The 15,021-nt window shown below is 74.2% G+C and carries 19 protein-coding genes; 7 read left to right on the top strand and 12 right to left on the bottom strand.

Annotated elements, in window-relative coordinates; all coding sequences use genetic code 11:
- Positions 1-34: 34 nt before the first annotated feature.
- The 5 genes from LN037_RS04850 to LN037_RS04870 all read right to left on the bottom strand — a co-directional run bounded on the left by LN037_RS04850 (position 35) and on the right by LN037_RS04870 (position 3,828).
- On the bottom strand, positions 35-778 hold the full coding sequence (locus tag LN037_RS04850) for an IclR family transcriptional regulator (protein WP_230750328.1): 744 nt from the start codon (positions 776-778) through the stop codon (positions 35-37).
- Positions 778-1,953, bottom strand: a complete 1,176-nt coding sequence (locus tag LN037_RS04855; RefSeq protein ID WP_230750330.1) for an MFS transporter — start codon at positions 1,951-1,953, stop codon at positions 778-780. The genes LN037_RS04850 and LN037_RS04855 overlap by 1 nt, the downstream gene beginning before the upstream one ends.
- 28 nt (positions 1,954-1,981) lie before the next feature.
- Positions 1,982-2,392 (bottom strand): VOC family protein, encoded by a 411-nt coding sequence (locus LN037_RS04860; RefSeq protein ID WP_230750332.1) that lies wholly within the window; start codon positions 2,390-2,392, stop codon positions 1,982-1,984.
- A 207-nt stretch (positions 2,393-2,599) separates the two neighbouring features.
- Complete coding sequence (locus LN037_RS04865) at positions 2,600-2,977, bottom strand: VOC family protein (protein WP_230750334.1); 378 nt, start codon at positions 2,975-2,977, stop codon at positions 2,600-2,602.
- 50 nt (positions 2,978-3,027) lie between these two features.
- Positions 3,028-3,828: a helix-turn-helix domain-containing protein gene (locus tag LN037_RS04870; protein ID WP_230750335.1), complete on the bottom strand. Its 801-nt coding sequence runs from the start codon at positions 3,826-3,828 to the stop codon at positions 3,028-3,030.
- A gap of 30 nt (positions 3,829-3,858) precedes the next feature.
- Here LN037_RS04870 and LN037_RS04875 point away from each other — a divergent pair, with 30 nt between their 5' ends.
- Positions 3,859-5,133 carry an amidase gene (locus LN037_RS04875; RefSeq protein WP_230750337.1) on the top strand — a complete coding sequence of 425 codons (1,275 nt, stop codon included), beginning with the start codon at positions 3,859-3,861 and terminating at the stop codon, positions 5,131-5,133.
- Here the strand turns inward: LN037_RS04875 and LN037_RS04880 are convergent.
- On the bottom strand, positions 5,130-5,510 hold the full coding sequence (locus LN037_RS04880) for a thiol-disulfide oxidoreductase DCC family protein (protein ID WP_230750339.1): 381 nt from the start codon (positions 5,508-5,510) through the stop codon (positions 5,130-5,132). The genes LN037_RS04875 and LN037_RS04880 overlap by 4 nt on opposite strands.
- 23 nt (positions 5,511-5,533) lie before the next feature.
- Between LN037_RS04880 and LN037_RS04885 the strand changes: the two genes are divergently transcribed.
- Positions 5,534-7,006, top strand: a complete 1,473-nt coding sequence (locus LN037_RS04885; RefSeq protein WP_230750341.1) for a flavin-containing monooxygenase — start codon at positions 5,534-5,536, stop codon at positions 7,004-7,006.
- 28 nt (positions 7,007-7,034) lie between these two features.
- Here the strand turns inward: LN037_RS04885 and budC are convergent, their stop codons facing one another.
- Positions 7,035-7,799, bottom strand: a complete 765-nt coding sequence (gene budC / locus LN037_RS04890; protein WP_230750342.1) for a meso-2,3-butanediol dehydrogenase — start codon at positions 7,797-7,799, stop codon at positions 7,035-7,037.
- Positions 7,800-8,002: 203 nt separating this feature from the next.
- On the opposite strand from budC, the gene map reads away from it, so the two are divergent.
- Together map and LN037_RS04900 are read left to right on the top strand one after the other, a co-directional pair.
- Positions 8,003-8,773, top strand: a complete 771-nt coding sequence (map, locus tag LN037_RS04895) for a type I methionyl aminopeptidase (RefSeq protein ID WP_308286106.1) — start codon at positions 8,003-8,005, stop codon at positions 8,771-8,773.
- Positions 8,770-9,654 carry an MBL fold metallo-hydrolase gene (locus tag LN037_RS04900; protein WP_230750344.1) on the top strand — a complete coding sequence of 295 codons (885 nt, stop codon included), beginning with the start codon at positions 8,770-8,772 and terminating at the stop codon, positions 9,652-9,654. Before map ends, LN037_RS04900 begins: the two co-directional genes overlap by 4 nt.
- 9 nt (positions 9,655-9,663) lie before the next feature.
- Here the strand turns inward: LN037_RS04900 and LN037_RS04905 are convergent, their stop codons facing one another.
- Positions 9,664-10,239 (bottom strand): hypothetical protein, encoded by a 576-nt coding sequence (locus LN037_RS04905; RefSeq protein ID WP_230750346.1) that lies wholly within the window; start codon positions 10,237-10,239, stop codon positions 9,664-9,666.
- Positions 10,240-10,332: 93 nt separating this feature from the next.
- On the opposite strand from LN037_RS04905, the gene LN037_RS04910 reads away from it, so the two are divergent.
- Complete coding sequence (locus tag LN037_RS04910; RefSeq protein ID WP_230750347.1) at positions 10,333-10,848, top strand: ester cyclase; 516 nt, start codon at positions 10,333-10,335, stop codon at positions 10,846-10,848.
- Between the two features lie 28 nt (positions 10,849-10,876).
- On the opposite strand, the gene LN037_RS04915 is transcribed toward LN037_RS04910, so the two are convergent.
- The 3 genes from LN037_RS04915 to LN037_RS04925 form a co-directional block, all read right to left on the bottom strand.
- Positions 10,877-11,104, bottom strand: coding sequence for a helix-turn-helix domain-containing protein (locus LN037_RS04915; RefSeq protein WP_230750350.1), 228 nt, complete (start codon positions 11,102-11,104; stop codon positions 10,877-10,879).
- Between the two features lie 149 nt (positions 11,105-11,253).
- Positions 11,254-11,955: an MT-A70 family methyltransferase gene (locus LN037_RS04920; RefSeq protein WP_230750352.1), complete on the bottom strand. Its 702-nt coding sequence runs from the start codon at positions 11,953-11,955 to the stop codon at positions 11,254-11,256.
- A gap of 53 nt (positions 11,956-12,008) precedes the next feature.
- Positions 12,009-12,785: a BglII/BstYI family type II restriction endonuclease gene (locus tag LN037_RS04925; protein ID WP_230750354.1), complete on the bottom strand. Its 777-nt coding sequence runs from the start codon at positions 12,783-12,785 to the stop codon at positions 12,009-12,011.
- Positions 12,786-12,856: 71 nt separating this feature from the next.
- Here LN037_RS04925 and LN037_RS04930 point away from each other — a divergent pair, with 71 nt between their 5' ends.
- The gene (locus LN037_RS04930) at positions 12,857-14,395 is read left to right on the top strand and encodes a glycosyltransferase family 39 protein (protein ID WP_230750356.1); all 1,539 of its coding nucleotides are present in this window, start codon (positions 12,857-12,859) and stop codon (positions 14,393-14,395) included.
- Between the two features lie 181 nt (positions 14,396-14,576).
- Complete coding sequence (locus LN037_RS04935) at positions 14,577-14,858, top strand: hypothetical protein (RefSeq protein ID WP_230750358.1); 282 nt, start codon at positions 14,577-14,579, stop codon at positions 14,856-14,858.
- Between the two features lie 9 nt (positions 14,859-14,867).
- Here the strand turns inward: LN037_RS04935 and LN037_RS04940 are convergent, their stop codons facing one another.
- A complete protein-coding gene (locus LN037_RS04940; RefSeq protein ID WP_372460381.1) occupies positions 14,868-15,011 on the bottom strand; it encodes an integrase core domain-containing protein in 144 nt (47 codons plus the stop codon).
- Positions 15,012-15,021: the final 10 nt, after the last annotated feature.

The raw sequence follows: 15,021 nt of genomic DNA on the forward strand, positions 1-15,021 counted from the left end.
GTAGGGCCTGCCCGTTCAACGGGCCGACCCGGCGTCAGGACCGCAGTCGTCTCCGGATGCGCCGCGCCGCCTCGGTCAGCGCCGGCACCGTCCGGGCCGCCTCGCCGTCGTTGGGCACCACCACCGACACGGCCGCCACCACGTGGCCGTCGGGGTCGCGGACGGGGACGGCCACGCCGGTCGCGTCGAGGTGGATGTAGCCGGGACAGAGCGCGACGCCACGGTCGCGGATCTCCGCGAGGCGGGCGCGGAGCACGGTCGGGTCGGTGATCGTGTTCCGCGTGAAACCGGCGAGCGGGCGGGCGAGCACGCGCTCCTGCAGCGTCGTCGAGCCGAACGCGAGCAGCACCAGGCCCGACGACGAGGCGTGCAGCGGGAGCCGGGCCGCGATGCGGGTCAGGTTGATCACCGCCCGCTCGGCCGAGAGGCGCTCGACGAACAGCACCTCGTCGCCGTCGAGCACCCCGAACTGGGCGTGCTGCCCGACCGTCCGGTGCAGGTCCTCGAGCACGGGCATCGCGGTCTCGCGCAGCGAGAGCGTCGACGAGGCCCGCGCCCCGAGCTCCCAGAGGCGCGTGCCGATCCGCACCCGGCCGTCGTCGCGCACGAGCAGGCCGTGCCCGACGAGCTCCGCGACCAGCCGGGACGCCGTGGTGGAGGGGAGGTCGGCGCGCCGCGCGATCTCGGTGACGGCGAGCGCGGGCGCCTCCGGGGTGAAGCACTCGAGGATCCGCACGACCCGCTCGAGCAGCGACTCGCCGGAGTCGGAGCGGGCCATCAGGCCGTGCGGCGGCGGACCTGCAGTCCGCCGAGCGCGGTGAGCGCGACCAGCACGGCGATCCCGAGGAACCCGCCGCCGAGGCCGAACGCGGCCGCGAGCACGCCGGTGAGGAAGGGGCCACCGGCCTCGCCGATCTCCCGGCCGATCTCCGCCGAGCCCATCGTCTGCCCGATGCGCTCCGGCGGGCTCCACGCCGCGAGCACGGCGAACGCGACCGGGGTGATCACGGCCGTGCCGATCCCGATGACCGCCGCTGCCACGAGCAGCCCCGCCAGGTGCCCGACCACGGCGGGGACCGCCAGCCCGGCCGCGGTGAGGAGGGTCCCGACGACGAGCGCGGTCCGGTCGGGCAGCCGGCCCGCGTCGCGCACGCGCCCGACCAGCGGCTGGCTCACGGCCGCGACGACGGCGAGCACCGACACCGCCGCGCCCGTCGCGACCGGGGACAGCCCGTCCGCGGCGCCGACCAGCGGCAGGAAGCCGACACCGCACGAGAGGGCGGCGGCGCTGGCGGCGAGGGCGAGCGTGGGGGGCAGGAACCCGGGGTCGGCGAGGCCGCGCAGCGCCTGCCCGAGCCCCTGGCGCCGGCGCGGGAGCGGCGGCGGGTCGGGGACGACGACCACGGTCCACACGAACACGGCCACCGCGACGACCGTGAGCACCGTGAACAGCAGCGGGTAGCCGCCCGCCGCGATCAGCACCCCGCCGAGCAGCGGTCCGGCCGTGTAGCCGAGGCCCTTCCACGCGCCGTAGCCGCCGAAGGCACGGCCCTGGCCGGTCGCCGGTGCGATCCGGCCGATCAGGGCCCCGGCGGACGGGGAGAACGCGGCCGCGGCCGCGCCCTGGGCGAAGCGGGCGAGTCCGAGCAGGGCCGGGTTGCCGACCAGCACGAACGCCGCGGAGGCCAGGGCGAAGCCGAACAGGCCCCCGAGCAGCACCGGGCGGAGCCCGACCCGGTCGGCGAGTGCGCCGAACACCGGCTTGAGGACGATCTCGGCGCCGTCGTAGAGCGCCAGCAGGATGCCGAGCGTGACGAGCTGCTCGCCGAGGTCGCCGGTGAACCCGAGGTTCGCGGCGATGCCGTGCGAGCCGAACGCCGTGACGAACCCGGCCGCGTAGAGCGGGAGGATCGCCCCCCGCGCCACGGGCCGCGTCGCCCCGCCGTCGTTCACGCCCCCATCACACCAGTCGCGACGGTCCTCAGCCCTGCGGCTGGGCGATGTTCACCAGCCAGGTCACGCCGAAGCGGTCGGTGCACTGGCCGAACTCGTCGCCCCACATCTGCTTCTCGAGGGGGACCGAGACGGTGCCGTCGGCGGAGAGCTGCTCGAAGTACCCGCGCAGCCGGTCCCCCTCGTCGCCGGACAGGCTGACCGAGATCGAGGACCCGGAGGGCCGGTCCATCCCGGCGGGGGTGTCGGAGGCCATCAGCGTGAAGCCCTGGTCGGTCTCCAGCTGGGCGTGCATGACCTTCGCCGCCTCGGGGCCCTCGGTGCCCATGTCGCCGAAGGTCATGACGTTCAGCGTGCCGCCGAGGACGTCGCGGTAGAACTCCATGGCCGGTCGGGCGGAGTCGTCGAAGTGCAGGTAGGGGTTGAGGTGGGTGCCCATGGCTGGATGTTAGTCAGGTCACACCCGGTCACGGGGGCGGGACGGGGAGTCGCGGGACCGGCCTCGACCGGGACCACGAGCGTGGCGGAGACCGGGGCGGGTCCGGTCGAGGCCTGCCGGAGCAGGGCGAACTCCACCGCCGCGGCCGCCAGCACGAGGACGACCGCCACCGCCACCAGGACGGGTGTGCTCCTCCGCCTCACACGGTCAGTATGCCCGGTTCGTCCCATCCGACACCGGCTCGGTCGGGCGATATGTCCCGAACGACCACCGGTTGCCCTCCGCGTCGACCACCGCGAACTCCCGCGAGCCGTAGTCCTGGTCGGTGAGCCCCAGGACGATCTCGCCGCCCGCGGCGACCACGCGGGCGTGGTGGGCGTCCGGGTCGTCGACCACGAGGTAGGTCACGGCGCCCCCGGTGTCCCACGGGTCGTCCGGACGGCGGGGTCCGAGGAGCACCGCTCCGCCGTGCCAGAAGAGTTCGGCGTGGTCGGCCGCGACGTACCCCGGCGTGAGGCCGAGGGTCCCGGAGAGCCAGTGCGCGAGGGCGAGGACGTCGTCGGAGCGCAGCGTCGTGCAGATCATGCGTCGATCGTGGCGGCATCCCGGCCGGACGTCTTGGACGTCGGGGACCTCTACCCGTGCACGACGTCGGCCGGGTCGACGGCCACCGTGCTCCACCCGGCGCGGTACTCGGTGGGCGAGCAGCCCGCGAGCGCGGCGAACTCGCGGTCGAGGTGGGCGTGGTCGGCGAATCCGCAGGCCGCCGCGACGTCCGCGATCCGCACGGTGGAGCCGCCCGCGCCGACCGGGGGCACCAGCAGGTCCGCGGCCCGCCGGAACCGCAGGACCCGACCCGCCGTCGTGGGGGAGAGGCCGATCTGCGCGGTGAAGCGGCGGGTGAGGTGCCGCCGGCTCCACCCGACGTCGTCCGCGAGCGCCGCGACCGGGTGCCGCCCGGCCGAGTGCTCGAGCCGCGCCCACGCGCGGGCCACCTCGGGGTCGGGGATCCGACCCGTCGTCGCGAGCCGGCGCTCGAGCACCGCGACGACCGTGGCGAGCCGTGCCGACCACGACGGCAGGTCCGCGAGCCGGTCGGGGAGCCGGGCGAGGTCCGGGCCGAGCGCGTCGAGCCCGACGAGCCCCTCGAGCGCGACCCCGAACAGCCGCAGGGCGCCGACCGGCGTGAGGTCGGCCTGCACCCCCGCCTGGTGTCCGGCGAACTCGGTGATCGCGGACGCGACGGTCAGGCCGGTCACGAAGGCCGCGTGCTCCACCCCGTCGACCCGCAACGGGTCGGCCAGCCCGACGACCAGCGTGCACGTCGACGTGGGGGCCTGCCGGCGGCGGACGACCACCTCCGAGCCCTCGTCGAACGCCACCAGGCGGCGCACGGTGCCGCGCAGCGTGGCGGGGACGCGGGCGAGGCGGAACACACCGGAGATGATGCCGCTAGCGTGCCGCCCGTGTCCGCCCCCTCGACGTCGCCGGAACCGGTCCGCGACGCGATCCGCCGTGCCCACGAGACCCGGTCGACGCTCAACGCGTTCGTCTCGATCACCGACGACCCGCCCGCCCCGACCGCGGGGGAGGGGCCGCTGCACGGCCTGCCGATCGCGCTGAAGGACGACGTCACGGCCGTCGGCGAGGTCACCGGCTGGGGCGGTCGCGCCCACTCGACGGCGGGTGCGGCCGACGACGCCTTCCTGACGGCGATCCGCCGGGCCGGGATGGTCCCGATCGGGCGCACCACGCTGCCCGAGCTCGCGGCCTTCGGCGTCACCGACTCCGCCGCCCACGGCGTGACCCGCAACCCGCTCGCCCTCGGGCACACCCCGGGCGGCTCGTCGGGCGGGTCGGCCGCGGCGGTGGCGGCCGGGGTGGTCGACCTCGCGACCGCGAGCGACGGGGCCGGCTCGATCCGCATCCCGGCGGCCTGCTGCGGGCTGCCCGGGTTCAAGCCGACGACGGGCACGATGCCCGGCCCGGGCGGGTGGCGCGGGCTCGCGACGGTCGGGTGCCTCACGCGGGACCTCGCGCTCGCGGCCACCTTCTACGACGCCGTCGGCTCGTTCGGCACCTCGCTGCGGGCGGCCCTGGACGTCGAGCCCGGCCGGCTGCGGATCGGGGTGCTCGTCGACCCGCTGCCGCTGGCGCCGCCGGTCGCGCTCGACCCGCACGTCGCGGGGGCGGTGCGGCTCGCGGCCGACCGGCTCGCCGACGCCGGGCACCGCGTCGTGCCCGTGCGGATGCGGCCCGACCGCGCACGGGCCGCGGCCCTCGCGGTCGTCACACGGATGCTGCGGGGGATCGCCGACGCCGCGGCGGGCGCGGAGCACCCGGAGCGGTTCGAGCCCCGCATCCGGGACCTCGTGCGGGCCGGATCCCTCCTCCCGGAGCGTGCGGTGGCGGCCGCGGAGGCACACGGGGACCGGCTCGGCGACCGGCTGCTCGACCAGCTCGCCGACGTCGACGTCCTGCTCTCGCCGACGATGCGCGGCGCTGCGCCCGAGGTCGACCGCTGGGGCCCGCCCGAGCGCAACGGGCTGGTGACGCTGACCTCGATGGGGCGCTTCTACGGGTACACGCCGCTGTACAACCACACGGGGCAGCCCGCGGTCACGCTGCCCGTGGACACCGGGCTGCGCCTCCCGCGGGCCGTGCAGCTCGCGGCGGCGCCGGGCCGGGACGCCCTGCTCATGTCCGTGGCGGGCCAGGTGCAGCGGGGGCTCGCGAGCTAACCCGCGCACTCCGCGGGGTGCGACTCGCAGTACGGCGTCATCCCGGGGAACCGGCCCCGGTGGTCGGCCACCCACTGGTAGACCCGCTCCTGCAGACCCGCCGTCGCACGGTACACGGTCGAGGGAATCCGCGTGCCGGTGACGGTGTCGAGCACCGCGTTCACCGCGGCCGCCCCCTCGAGCCGGACGCCGTCGGGACCCCGCCACTGCACGGCGTCCGCGCAGGTCGCGGCGTCGGTGCCGACGGACTCGGGGACACCGGGCTCCTGGTAGGGGCGGGTCTCGATCCGGCCCCGGCGGTCCAACGCCCGCACCCAGCCGACGCTGCGGGTGCAGAACCCGCACCGGCCGTCGAAAACCAACAAACCGTCAGCCATGACTCCCAGGGTAGGTTCCCGACATGACCAGGCGCGTGGTGATCATCGGAGCGGGGTTCGGTGGTATCGGGGCCGCCATCGAACTGCGGGCGCACGGCTACACCGACGTCACGATCCTCGACGCCGCTCCCGGCATCGGCGGCACGTGGCTCGCGAACACCTACCCGGGCGCGGCCTGCGACGTGCCGAGCCACCTGTACTCGTACTCCTTCGCGCAGCGCCGGTCGTGGTCGCGGCTGTGCTCGCCGCAGTCGGAGATCCTCGAGTACCTGCGCACCGTGGCCCGGGAGCACTCCGTGGACCACCTCGTCCGGCCGAACACCACGGTGACCGCGTGCCGGTGGGACGACGAGGCCACGCTGTGGCGCGTCGAGACCGAGCAGGGCGACGAGTACACCGCCGACGCCGTCGTCATCGCGACCGGCCAGCTCGCCCAGCCGTCGATCCCGGGCATCCCGGGGCGCGAGGACTTCGCCGGCACCGAGTTCCACTCCGCGCAGTGGGACCACGACCACGACCTCACGGGTCGGAAGGTCGCCGTGATCGGCACCGGCGCGAGCGCGGTGCAGTTCGTTCCCGCGATCGCACCCGTCGTCGGGAAGATGTCGGTCTTCCAGCGCACCGGGAACTGGTTCCTGCCGCGGAAGAACATGCCCTACCCGCGGTCGGTGCAGCGGCTGATCAAGGTCCCGGGCGTGCAGCGGCTGCGCCGGTGGGGCCTCAAGCGGCTCTACCTGGAGTCGCTGACCGCGTCGATCCGGCACCCGCGCACGGTCGGGCCGGTGCTGCGGCTCAAGTCGCAGATCTTCATGCGGCACCAGCTGCGCGACCCGGAGGTGCGTCGCAAGGTCTGGCCGGACTACACCTTCGGGTGCAAGCGGGTGCTGTTCAGCTCGTACTGGCTGCCGGCGCTGCAGCGGGACAACGTCGAGGTGGTCACCGACTCCGTCGAGCGGATCGAGGCGTCGGGCGTCCGCACGAAGGACGGTCGTCTGCACGAGGTCGACACGATCATCTGGGGCACGGGCTTCCGGACGACGAGCTTCATGTTCCCCATGGAGGTCCAGGGCCGGGAGGGGCGCTCACTGCGCGAGGAGTGGGCGGACGGCCCGCACGCGCATCTGGGGATGACGGTGCCGGGCTTCCCGAACCTCTTCGTGATGTACGGCCCGAACACGAACACCTCGGGCGGGTCGATCATCGTCTACCTCGAGTCGCAGGCGCGGTACGTGCGCACGGCGCTGCAGGAGGCCGACCGTCGCGGCGCCGCCGCGGCGGAGGTGCGCCCCGACGTCGAGGCGGCCTCTGACGCCGAGGTGCAGTCCCGCTTCGAGGGCACCGCCTGGCAGGCGTGCGACTCCTGGTACCGCGACGAGTCCGGCCGGATCATCACGAACTGGCCGGGCTACATGTCCGAGTACGAGAAGGCGACCGAGCGGATCGACCCGGACGAGTACGTGTGGCTGGCACCGGGCGAGCAGAAGGTGGGGTCGTAGCCCCACGGCGTGCCCACCCGGGCGCAGCTCACATCCGCGGCTGGCCGTTCGAGGCGCCGAGACCGCCGTCGACCGGCACGTGGGCCCCGGAGACGAAGCGGGCGTCGTCGCCGGCCAGGAAGGCGATGACGTCGCCGACCTCGGCCGGCTCGGCCGGACGCCCGAACGGGATGCGGTCGCGGAACTTGTCCATGACCTCGTCGTCCTCCCGGATCCCCTCGCTCATGTCGGTGGCGGTGAGCGAGGGGTGCACGGCGTTGACGCGGACGCCGTCGGGGCCGTGGTCGAGGGCCATGGCGTTGGTCAGGTTCACCACGGCGCCCTTCGCGGCGTTGTAGGCGGCCATGCCCCAGTCGCCGCCGAGCCCGGACACCGAGCCGACGTTGACGATGCTGCCGCGGGTGGCCTTCAGGTGGTCGATCGCGGCCTTCGACGCGTAGAAGACGCCGTCGACGTCGGTGGCCATGACCTCGCGCCAGGTCGCCGCGTCGAGGTCGGAGACGGTGCCCGGGCGGGCGACGGCGGCGTTGTTGACGAGCGTGTCCAACCGGCCGTGCTCGCGGGCGACCTCGTCGATCAGGTGCGTGATCGCGTCCTGGTCGGAGGTGTCGCACGCCTTGGCGATCACCGTCGACCCCGCGGGGGCGTCGGCGACGGTCTTGTCGAGCTTGTCCTGCGAGCGGCCGGCGATCACCACGGTGGCCCCGTCCGCGGCGAAGCGGTGTGCGGTCGCCGCCCCGATCCCGGAGCCCCCGCCCGTGATGATGACGACCTTGCCGGTGAATCGACCCATGGCCGTCGGGTCCCCGGGGTCGCCGGGAGCCGAACGAGGGCGCGGGTCACACGGGTTGTCCCCAGGGGTTGTCCACAGTGGGGATCGAATGACACCCATGTCATTCGATCCACAGGCTCCATCCACACTGTGGATGAACCACACGGCTGTGATTCGCGCCGGGGTCGGACGCGCGGGCTACTGTCGCGCCGGTGAGACGACGCGTGACCATCGAGCTGAAGAAGCCCGCCGAGATCGAGCTGATGCGCGAGGCGGGGCGGGTCGTCGCGCGCTGCCTGGACGCCGTGCAGCGGGCGAGCGCCCCGGGCGTGACGCTCAAGGAGCTCGACACGGTCGCGCACGACGTGATGAACGACCACGGCGCCAAGCCCGCGTTCCTCGACTACCACCCGCGGTTCGCGCCCTCGCCCTACCCGGGCGTCATCTGCGCGAGCGTCAACGACGCGGTGGTCCACGCGATCCCGGGCTCCTACCGGCTGGTCGACGGCGACCTGGTCAGCATCGACATCGGGGCCTTCGTCGAGGGTTGGTGCGGCGACGCGGCCGTGAGCTACGTCGTGGGCACCGCGGACCCGGGCGACCTCGCGCTCATCGACACCACCGAGCGCGCGCTGTACGCCGGCATCGCGGCGGCGCGGAAGGGCAACACGCTCGGCGACGTCGGCGCCGCGATCGCCGGGATCGCCCGCCCCGCGGGCTACGGCATGCTCGCCGACCACGGCGGCCACGGGATCGGCCGGGCCATGCACGAGCAGCCGCACGTCCCGAACGAGGGCCGCCGCGGCAAGGGGATGACGCTGCAGCCCGGGCTCGTCATCGCGATCGAGCCGATGCTGCACCGCGGCGGCGAGGACGACTACCGCCACGACCCCGACGGCTGGACCCTGCGCACCGCCGACGGCAGCCGCGCCGCCCACGTCGAGCACACGGTGGCGATCACCCCGGACGGGCCGCGGATCCTCACCGAGCTGTGAGTCCGCCCTGGTTCCACGTCCGGCCGGTCGCGCCGGACGTGTGGCTGCTCGCGGAGCCCTCGCACGTCAACTCCTGGCTGGTCGCGGGCCGCGACCGGGCCGTGCTCGTCGACACGGGGCTGGGGATCGCCCCGATCCGCCCGGTGGTCGAGGCCGTGTGCTCGCGGCCGGTGGACGTGGTCAACACGCACGCGCACGTCGATCACGTCGGCGGGAACGCCGAGTTCTCCCGCGTCTCGGCCCACCCGTCGTCGACGACGGGGATCGACCCCGCCGAGCGCGCCTCCTACCTCGGGTGGATGCGGGAGGTGCTCGACGCCGCGGCGGCCTACCGGGAGCTCGACCGCCGGTACTTCCACCTGCTCTCCGCCGACTCCGACCCGCGCCCGCTCCCGGACGGCCTCGAGCGCTGGGTCGACCCCGGCCCCCCGCCGGGACCCGAGCCCGAGCCCCTGGCCGACGGGGACGTGCTGGACCTCGGCGGCCGCACCCTGACCGTGCTCCACACCCCGGGCCACAGCCCGGACTCGCTCTGCCTGCTCGACGACCGCGCGGGCGTGCTGTTCGCCGGCGACACCGTGAACACCGGGCCGATCTACGCGCAGGCGCCGGAGTGCGACCTCGGGGCCTTCGCCGCGTCGACCGCCCGCCTCGCCGCGCTCGCCCCCGAGGTCGGGCTGGTCGCGATGTCCCACTTCGGCCGCGGGGTGGCGGAACCGCGGTACCTGGTCGACGTCGCGGACGCGTTCGACCGGCTCGTCACCGGGGACCCCTCCGTGGTCCTGCGCCCGGCGCGGGACTGCGCGGGCGACGCGGTGTCCGAGGCCGTGTTCGACCCGTGCTCGGTGCTCCTGCCGCCGGGGTGGTCCCCGGATCGGTGACGACGGGCCTCAGGACTGGGCGCCGGCCCGCTCGCGGTGCGCGGACTCCCAGTCCGAGTCGTCGCGGCCGGTGTCCTCGTTCCGGTCCCGGTCCGAGCGGTGCTCCGGGCGTCGGCGCACGCCGCGGTTCTCCACGCGGTGCAGCTGCCCGTGCCCGTCACGCCCCCAGTGCGTGCCATGCGAGTCGGTAAAGCGCATCTCCGGGACCGCCGGCGCCGAGTAGAGCTCCTCGCGCGAGACCTCGTCGGCGCCGAACGGCAGCGACCGCACCGCGTCGTGGCGCGGCGGGAGCAGCGCGAGGTCGACCGCGTGCTGGTCGTCGCTGGACGGCAGTGAGAACAGGCAGCGCACGTTGAACACCGGCGAGTCGCCGCCGTTGTGCACGCAGAGCACGTAGTCCTCGTCGCGGTCGTGCCGCTCCCCGTCGTCGAGCCAGGCCGTGACGCCCTGGGCCTGCTGCTCCTGGCGCACCTCGACCTGGTCCTTGCGATTGAGCAGCATGATCCAGACGTAGGCGGCGAAGCCGAGGAGCGATCCGGCGCTGCCGATCGCGGACACCCACTGGGCGAGAGTCTGGGAGCTCATGGGCGCGCAGGTGCCCACTTCTCGATGTGGACATCCCTCACCGCTGTGCCGGCCGTCGCGCGGTGGGACCGGCCGGGCCCTAGGTTCCCAGCCATGTCGCGCAGCGCGGGTCCGCCCGCCCCCACGCCGCCCGGTGCCGACGCCACCCCCGGCGAGGTCGTGCGCTGGACCTTCGACGTGCTCAACACCCACACCGCGGCGCCCCTGCGCGCGGTGTGGACCGACGAGACCCGCGAGCGGATGCCCACCGCCACCTACCGGGGGGCGACGGAGATCGAGGGGTACTTCGAGGCGCTGTTCGCGGCCGTCCCGGACGTGACCCTGACGATGCAGGCCATGGTCGAGGAGGGCGAGCAGGTCTTCGTCCGCTGGACGCTCACCGGGACCCACACCGGCGCGGCGCTCGAGGGCGTGGAGCCGACCGGTGCGCGCCTCGACCTCGACGGGGTCGACCACTTCACCGTGCGGGACGGGAAGATCGTGTCGAACTTCGTGATCTTCGACCAGATGCAGTTCGCGCGTCAGCTCGGGCTGCTGCCGGCGGACGGCTCGCGGCTGGACGTCGGGCTGAAGTACGGCTTCAACCTGCTCACCCGGCTGCGGCGCTGACCGACCGGCCCGGCGGGTCCGCGCGCGGCTACTCGGCCTTCTTGCGCGCGCGCCCGTGCGTGCCGCCGCGCCCGCGGAACTCGACGCCCGCGTCCACGAGCAGCCGGCGGACCCGCCCGATGCTGTAGCCGGTGTCGGCGCAGATCTCGCGGATGCTCGCGCCCTTCTGGTACCGCTTCAGCAGCTCGCTGCCCAGCTTCTCGCGCTCGGCGCCGGTCACCCGCTGGTTGCGCGCCAGGTCGGGGGTCTTCGTCATGCCCGGCATTCTCACCGAGAGTGGCCGATGAGCGCCATAACCAGCTGGCACAGAGCGGTCAAGCGGTCGGAATTGGCGTCCGAACGACGGAACGTGGTCACCCTTAGCGCGTTGGGGTGACGCTGTGTCAGATCTCTGTCAGGTTCAGGTCAGCTCGGGCCTCCGGGGGTCGACCGGTAGGCCGGGTACTGGCGCCCGCGGGGCGTCACGTCCTCGGCCGACTCGGCGCCCCACACCGTCCAGCCCGGCCGCGGGTAGCGGGCGAACATCTCCAGGTACGGGCCGGGCGAGCACTCCTCGATCAGGTCGTACGCCTCGTCGGGCTTGCGCGAGTGCTCCCGCTTCACCGTCTCGATCATGTTCACCTGGCGGCGGGCCGGCGGGAGGGTGCGCATCGAGCCCCGGACGCCGAAGAGGATCAGCTCCGTGACGTTGCGGAAGTAGAAGCCGACGCCACGACCGTCGGGCCCGCCGTCCTTGCGCCGCTTCGCCCACACGAGGTTGGAGACGTAGCGGAAGCCCCAGCCCTGCATCACCGCGAGGCCCTCGGGGAGCAGCGCGTTCGGCACCCAGAGGTAGAGGTGCGCGTTCGCGGCGACCACGTCGGCCACGGGGAGCGCCGCGATCTCCGGGGCGGTCATCGTGTCGTACCGGTCGAGCCGCCGGTGCTCGGGCGCGACCTTCCCGGTGCGGTTGGTGAACCGCCACGGCGGGTCGGCCAGCACGCAGGGCCAGCCGCCCTCGACCGTCGGCAGCGGCACCGACTCGACCGGCGTGACGTCGGCGCGCAACGGGTCGGCCCGGGGGCGGCGGAGCGGCGCGGGCGGCGGGTCGAGCGGCGGGGCGGTCACGGGGGGCACGCTAGCGAGGGGGTCCGACAGTCTCGGCCCGTCGTCGTGCGGGCTCATCCGGCCCACCCCTCGAGCACCGGCTGCTCCTCCCGGTGACCGGGCCACGCGACCGGCACCGACCCGTCGTCGGGAAGGAAGCACCGGGCACTGATGGCGACCGCGAGCAGCGGGCACCCGCCGGCGTCCCCGCGCGTCATGCGCGACTCCAGCTTGCCCAGGTGCGTGGTCGTCGACGTCGAGAACCGGCTGCGGATCTGCTCGTCGGACTGCCCGGCCGCGCGGGAGAGGCGGCGGGCGAGCTCGCGCAGGTCGTCGTGCGTGCGGGTGAGCAGCACCGCGCCGTCGATCAGGCCCGCGTCGTAGAGGCTGCGGTAGGCGCCGATGTCGCGGTCGAGGTTGCCGTCCTTGGCGTTCCACTCGACGTCGAGCGCGACCCGGCCCTTCACGTTGTCGACCTTGTAGCCCTCGTTGCGCACCTCGTCGGTGCGCTCGACGACCTCGTGCTCACCCGCCGGGGCCCACGGCTGGACCTGGAGCACCGAGCGCACGACGGTGTCCACGCGTCCCTCGCGCCAGCCCCGCCCGCGGAAGTCGGCGTTGAGGCGGGCGGCCAGCTTGGACTCGTTGCCGCCGGCCTCGATGAGGTCGACGGTCGAGAGCGCGAAGGCCGAGAGCACGGCGCAGAGTTGGGCGAACTCCTCGGGCGCGGTCGCGGCGAGGATCGCGGCGGCGTTGCGGGTCTCGCGCAGTTCGTAGCGGGCGGCGAGCCCCGCGAGCACGCCGAGTGAGCTGTCCGGCACCGCCCGCGACCAGCTGTGCGTGAGCTCCACGGTCGGTCAGTGTCCCAGGTCGGCCACCCGCTACCTTCGCCCGGACACGCGACGGGACCGGTGGAGGCGGGATGACGACGACACCCGCGCGCGGACTCGACCTGCCCCCGCTGTCCGTCCGTCCGTCGGCTACCGCGCCGGCCCCGTCGGCCCCGTTCGCCCGGGGCCCGGTCCTCGCGATCGCGGCGGGGGTCGCGGTGCTGCTCGCAGCGGTCTCGGCGCGCTACGGGTGGTTCGGCGACGAGTACTACTTCCTCTCCGCGGGTGCGCGACCGAGCGCGGGGTACGCCGACCAGCCGCCACTGCTCCCGCTGCTCGCCGCCGCGCTCGACCACCTGGCGCCGGGCGACCTCGTCGTCCTGCGCCTCCCGGCGACGCTGCTGACCGCGGCGGGCACGGTCGTCGCCGCACTGATCGCCCGGGAGCTCGGGGGTGGCCGGCGGGCGCAGGTGCTGGCGGCCGCGGTCACCGCGATCAGCCCGTACCTGCTCGCGACCGGACACCTGCTCGCGACGTCCACCGTCGACCCGGTGTGCTGGGCCGTGGTGCTCTGGCTGCTCGCCCGCTGGCTGCGCCAGGAGCGCGACGGCGTTGCGGACGACCGTCTGCTCCTCGCCCTCGGGCTCGTCGTCGCCGTGGCGCTGTTCGGCAAGGTGCTGATCGTCGTGCTGCTCGGCGGGCTCGTCGTCGGGATCGCGGTGGCCGGGCCCCGGCGCCTGTTCCGGCGGCCGCTGCTCTGGGTCGGGATGGGGCTGGCGGCGGCCTCGACGGTCCCGACCCTCGTCTGGCAGGCCACCCACGGGTGGCCCCAGCTGCGGATGGGCTCGGTCGTGGCCGGGGAGTCGTCGCTGTTCGGCGACCGGTGGGAGTTCCTGCCCCGGGCCCTCTACTACGCGGGGCTCGCGCCGGGTGCCGTGCTGGTGCTGCTCGGCGGGTGGGCGCTGCTGCGGTACCCGCCGTTGCGCCCGTGGCGGTCGTTCGGATGGGCGTCCCTGCTGGTCACGGTGGTGCTGCTGGCGGCGGGAGGCCGCCCCTACTACCTGTCCGGGCTCTACGCGGTGCTCATCGCGGCGGGAGCCGTCGCGGTCTGCTCGTCGTCCCGTTCCCGACGTCGGGTGTGGTGGCGGTGGGCGGTCCACCCGGCGGCGGTGGTCGTGTCGGCCGTGCTCACGGTGCTCTGGGTGCTGCCGTTCGGTCCGGCGTCGTGGCGGGCGACGACGGAGTTCGAGACGATGGGCCAGATCGGCTGGTCCGACCTCGCGGCCAGCGTCGCACGGCAGCGGCACGCCCTGCCGCCCGGGACCGTGGTGATGGCCTACTCCTACTGGTACGCGAGCGCGTTGGAGCACGAGGGCCCGCGGTACGGGTTGCCGACGCCCGTGTACTCGACGCACCGCGGCTTCGGGTACTTCGACGTGCCGCCGGGCTCGGCCGACGCGCTGCTCGTGGGCGACGTGAAGTGGGCGCCCCGGTTCTGCCGTCGGCTGGTGCCGCTGCCGATGTACGTCGGGCCGGAGGTCGCTCCGGTGAACGACCGGGTGCTGCTCGCCGTGTGCACGCCGTCCCGACCGTGGGCCGAGGCCTGGCCGGAGCTACGCAACCTGGCCTGAGGCGGATCGTGACCGATTCGTGATCTCGGCGCTTGTCGTGGGTTTCGGGGTCGCGAGGTGTACGTGAGGCAGGTTCTTTGGGCCGGATTCCTGCCTGGTGTACCTCTCGCGTCGCGCTCGGCCCTGGCCTGGGGTTTCGGGGTGCCGGTGACTGTCGGGGGTTCGAACTACAGTTCGAGTCATGGCGGTGGAGGTGGGGTTCTCGGGTGGTGGTGGGGTGTTCGACACCTCGCCGCCGGCGGTGCCGTGGACCGACCCGCGTGAGTTGCCCGGTCAGGAGTGCGAGGCCGGGTTGGTGGCCTGGCAGGCGCGGTTGGTGCATGACGAGTGGCGCCGGGCGTGTTGGATGCTCGAGACCGCCCGGGCGCGCGCGGACACGCTGGAGCGGTGGCCGGAGCCGGACCCGCGGGTGATCGCGGCGTGTCTGGGCTGGTCGGTGGTGAACCGCCCCGGGCCTGGGTGAGGCTGGGCGTCAGGCCGCGGCGGCCTGCCGGGTTATCGCGGCAGTGTAATGGGCTTCCCATTCAACCGGCGGCAGGTATCCGACCGACGAATGAAGGCGTTCGTAGTTGTACCAGCGCACCCACTCGGCGGTTTCGCGTTCGACTTCCCGCAGTCCACTCCAA

It is taken from the genome of Actinomycetospora soli, from assembly GCF_021026295.1.
Classification (GTDB): Bacteria; Actinomycetota; Actinomycetes; order Mycobacteriales; family Pseudonocardiaceae; genus Actinomycetospora; species Actinomycetospora soli.